Source organism: Acidocella sp. MX-AZ02 (assembly GCF_000306035.1).
Taxonomy (GTDB): Bacteria; Pseudomonadota; Alphaproteobacteria; order Acetobacterales; family Acetobacteraceae; genus Acidocella; species Acidocella facilis.
This window is the reverse complement of sequence record NZ_JH976207.1, coordinates 677,752-681,644: the sequence shown is the minus strand read 5'-3', so window position 1 is coordinate 681,644 and position 3,893 is coordinate 677,752. Positions and strand designations below refer to the sequence as shown.

Below are 3,893 nucleotides of genomic sequence, written 5' to 3'. Positions count from 1 at the left end.
GAGATCACCGCCACCCAGGATGCCTGGGTGCAGGTCACCGATCCGGCCGGCAACATATTGTTCAGCAAAGTGCTGCACCCCGGCGAAAGCTGGCCGGTGCCGGACATGCCCGGCCTGAAAATGACCACCGGCAATGCCGGCGGCACCCTGCTCACCACCAACGGCCAGGCCGGCCAGCCGCTCGGCGCCCCGGGTGTGGTGCTGCATGGCTACCAGCTGACCCCGCCCGCTTCGGGCAGCGCATCCGCCCCGGCCTCCGCCGGGACCAGCCCCGCTTCCAGCGCGGCCCAATAGAGGAACCCTCATGAACTACCGCGAATATCAGCAGATCGACCGCCGCAAATCCCGGCAGATCAGCGTCGGCAATGTGAAGGTGGGCGGCGATGCGCCGGTCTCGGTGCAGACCATGACCAACACCCTCACCCATGATGTCGAGGCCACCGTCGCGCAGATTTTGCGCGCCGAGAAGGCCGGCGTGGACATTGTCCGCGTCTCCTGCCCGGATGAGGAAAGCTCGGCGGCGCTCAAGCACATCGTCAAGCGGGTGAATGTGCCGATCGTCGCCGACATTCATTTCCACTATAAGCGCGGCATCGAGGCCGCCCAGAACGGCGCCGCGTGCCTGCGCATCAATCCGGGCAATATCGGCTCGCCGGAGCGGGTGAAGGAGGTCATCAAGGCCGCCCGCGACCATGGCTGCTCGATGCGCATCGGTGTGAATGCCGGTTCGCTGGAGAAGCATCTGCTGGAGAAATACGGCGAGCCCAACCCGGACGCGCTGGTCGAATCCGCCCTGGAACACGCCAAGATCCTGCAGGATCATGATTTCCACGAATTCAAGATCTCGGTGAAGGCCTCGGACGTGTTCATGGCCGTCGCCGCCTATCAGCAGCTGGCCGAGCAATGCGACCACCCGCTGCATATCGGCATTACCGAAGCCGGCGGCAAACGCGCCGGCACGGTGAAATCCTCCATCGGTCTGGGCTCGCTGCTCTGGGCCGGGATTGGCGATACCATGCGCGTCTCGCTCTCCGCCGAGCCGGAGGAAGAGGTGCTGGTGGGCTGGGACATTCTGAAGTCGCTGGGCATTCGCCATCGCGGCGTGCGCGTCATCTCCTGCCCCTCCTGCGCGCGCCAGGGCTTCAACGTCATCAAGACTGTCGAGACGCTGGAAGAGCGGCTGGCCCATATCGAAACCCCGATCACCCTCTCGATCATCGGCTGCGTGGTCAATGGCCCCGGTGAGGCGCTGATGACCGATCTCGGCCTGACCGGCGGCGGCGGTGGCCGGCACATGGTCTATGCCAACGGCAAGACCGACCATACCGTCTCCGACGAGGCGATGGTCGAGCATCTGGTCGAGCTGGTGGAAAAGAAGGCCGAGCAGATCGAGGCCGCGAAGAAGGCCGCGCTGATCCCGGCTGAATAGCAGCGAAACTTGCGAGTTTGAGACCGCCGGGGTGCAGCACCCCGGCGTTTTGTATTTGATGGATGGATGAAGATGGCGACTCTTTTGCAGCCGGTGCGCGGCACCAAGGATCTGATCGGCGAGGATGCGGCGCGGCATTTCCATGTCATCGAAACCGCCAGACGCATCACCCGGCTGTTCGGCTTCTCCGAATGGCAGACGCCGATCTTCGAGGATACCAAAGTGTTTTCCCGCACGCTGGGCGAAACCTCGGATGTCGTCACCAAGGAAATGTATACGTTCGAGGATCGCGGCGGTGATTCCGTAACATTGCGCCCGGAAGGCACGGCGGGCATCTGCCGTGCCTTGATCACCGGCGGCCTCACCCAGACCCTACCGCAGAAAGTCTTTTATGCCGGGCCGATGTTTCGCTATGAGCGCCCGCAGAAAGGCCGCTACCGGCAATTCCACCAGATCGGCATCGAGCTGCTGGGTGCGGCCTCGCCGCTCGCCGATGCGGAAGTCATCGCCGCCGGCTGGCGGATTCTGAACGAGCTGGGTGTGGCGAAAGATGTTGTGCTCAACATCAACACGCTGGGGGATGCCGCCAGCCGGGAGGCCTACCGCGCCGCTTTGGTCGCGCATTTCTCCGCGCATGCGGACAAGCTCTCTGAAGACAGCAAGCTGCGCCTGGAGAAAAACCCGCTGCGCATCCTGGATTCCAAGGATGAAGGCGACAAGGCGCTGATGGAAAATGCCCCGCTGATCTACGACCACCTCACCGAAGAGGCCGCAAATTTCTATAACGGCCTGAAATCCACCCTCGCCGCCTTCGGCGTGCCGTTCGCGGAAAATCCGCGCATCGTCCGCGGACTGGATTATTACAACCACACCGCCTTCGAATTCGTCACCACCGCTTTGGGCGCGCAAGGCACGGTGATGGCCGGCGGGCGTTATGATGGCCTCGTCGAGCAGATGGGCGGCCCCAACGTGCCGGGCATCGGCTGGGGCGCGGGCATCGAGCGCCTCTCGATGCTGATCGAGCCCCCGCAAGCCGCCGCGCAACCGGTCATCATCATCCCGATGGGCAGCGAGTCCGAAGCCCCGGCCTTGGACATTCTCAACAGCCTGCGCGCTGCCAACATCGCCGCCGAGATCGGCTATTCCGGCAATGCCAAAAAGCGCCTGGAGCGCGCCAATAAATCCGGCGCGGCTTACGCGGTGCTGGTCGGCGCCGAGATCAAGCTGAAAAACCTCACCGACGGCACCCAGGATGACGTCACCCCCGCCACCTTGATCGAGCGCCTGCGCGGATGAGCGACGCGCTGGACAGCAAGCTCGACCGCATCCTGGCCCGCGCCGAGGAGCTGCGCTTCATGCTCTCCGGCACGCTGGCCGGCGAGGAATTCGTGAAAGCCTCCAAGGAGCTGGCGGAACTCGGGCCCGTCGAGGAACAGGTGCTCGCCTTGCGCGAGGCCGAAAAGCAGCGGCGCGAGGCAGAGGCCCTGCTCGCCGACCCGGATATGAAAGAGCTGGCCGAGGCCGAGCTGCACACACTGAAAGCCCAGATCCCCGAGCTGGAAATGGCGGTGCGCCTGGCCCTGCTGCCGAAGGATGAGGCCGATGCCCGCTCCGGCATCCTGGAAATCCGCCCCGCCGCCGGCGGCGACGAGGCCGGGCTGTTCGCCGCCGAGCTGTTTTCCGCCTACCAGAAATACGCGGCCTCCCAGGGCTGGCGCTTCGAGGTGCTGGAATATGATGAAAACGAGCTGGGCGGCGTGAAGGGCGCGATGGCCGAAATTACCGGCAAATCCGTCTTCGCCCGGCTGAAATTCGAATCCGGCGTGCACCGCGTGCAGCGCGTGCCGACCACGGAAACCCAAGGCCGCATCCACACCTCCACCATCACCGTCGCGGTGATGCCGGAAGCCGAGGAGGTGGATGTCGACATCAACGAGGCAGATCTGCGCATCGATGTCTATCGCGCCTCCGGTGCCGGCGGCCAGCACGTGAATAAAACCGAATCCGCCGTGCGCATCACCCACATCCCCACCGGCACCGTGGTGGCGATGCAGGAGGAGCGCAGCCAGCACAAGAACCGCGCCAAGGCGATGAAAATCCTGCGCTCGCGCATCTATGAGCAGCAGCGCGCCGCGCTCAGCGCCACCCGTGCGGCCGACCGCAAGGGCCAGGTCGGCACCGGGGACCGCTCCGAGCGCATCCGCACCTACAACTTTCCGCAAGGCCGCGTCACCGACCATCGCATCAACCTCACTTTGCATAAAATCGATCGGGTGATGCTGGGCGAGTTCGATGACATCATCGAGGCGCTGATCGCCGAGGACCAGGCGGCGAGGCTGGCCGCCCAAGAGTGAAAACTGAATGATCCCCACCGCCCAGGCCCTGGCCGAAATCACCGAGGCCTTGCGCCAGGCCGGGCTGGAGGCGCCCCGCCGCGAGGCCCGGGCGTTGCTCGCCGGCTGCC

Annotated in this window: 4 protein-coding genes and 1 pseudogene; all 5 read left to right on the top strand. The window is 64.7% G+C overall.

Translation table 11 applies throughout. The annotated features are described in order from the left end of the window. The coding region (locus tag MXAZACID_RS19115) for a DUF4115 domain-containing protein (protein ID WP_008492669.1) at positions 1-294 on the top strand (294 nt) is incomplete at its 5' end. Between the two features lie 10 nt (positions 295-304). Continuing rightward, positions 305-1,429, top strand: coding sequence for a flavodoxin-dependent (E)-4-hydroxy-3-methylbut-2-enyl-diphosphate synthase (ispG, locus tag MXAZACID_RS03380; RefSeq protein ID WP_008492668.1), 1,125 nt, complete (start codon positions 305-307; stop codon positions 1,427-1,429). A gap of 66 nt (positions 1,430-1,495) precedes the next feature. Beyond that, positions 1,496-2,725 carry a histidine--tRNA ligase gene (hisS, locus tag MXAZACID_RS03375; protein WP_008492666.1) on the top strand — a complete coding sequence of 410 codons (1,230 nt, stop codon included), beginning with the start codon at positions 1,496-1,498 and terminating at the stop codon, positions 2,723-2,725. Further along, the gene (prfA, locus tag MXAZACID_RS03370) at positions 2,722-3,783 is read left to right on the top strand and encodes a peptide chain release factor 1 (protein WP_008492665.1); all 1,062 of its coding nucleotides are present in this window, start codon (positions 2,722-2,724) and stop codon (positions 3,781-3,783) included. The genes hisS and prfA overlap by 4 nt, the downstream gene beginning before the upstream one ends. Positions 3,784-3,790: 7 nt before the next feature. After that, positions 3,791-3,893, top strand: a pseudogene (locus MXAZACID_RS20430) (protein-(glutamine-N5) methyltransferase, release factor-specific); the annotation flags it as partial.

Coding starts and splice junctions, on each gene's coding strand:
- ispG (WP_008492668.1), top strand. CDS start 305: ATGAACTACCGCGAATATCAGCAGATCGACCGCCGCAAATCCCGGCAG.
- prfA (WP_008492665.1), top strand. CDS start 2,722: ATGAGCGACGCGCTGGACAGCAAGCTCGACCGCATCCTGGCCCGCGCC.
- hisS (WP_008492666.1), top strand. CDS start 1,496: ATGAAGATGGCGACTCTTTTGCAGCCGGTGCGCGGCACCAAGGATCTG.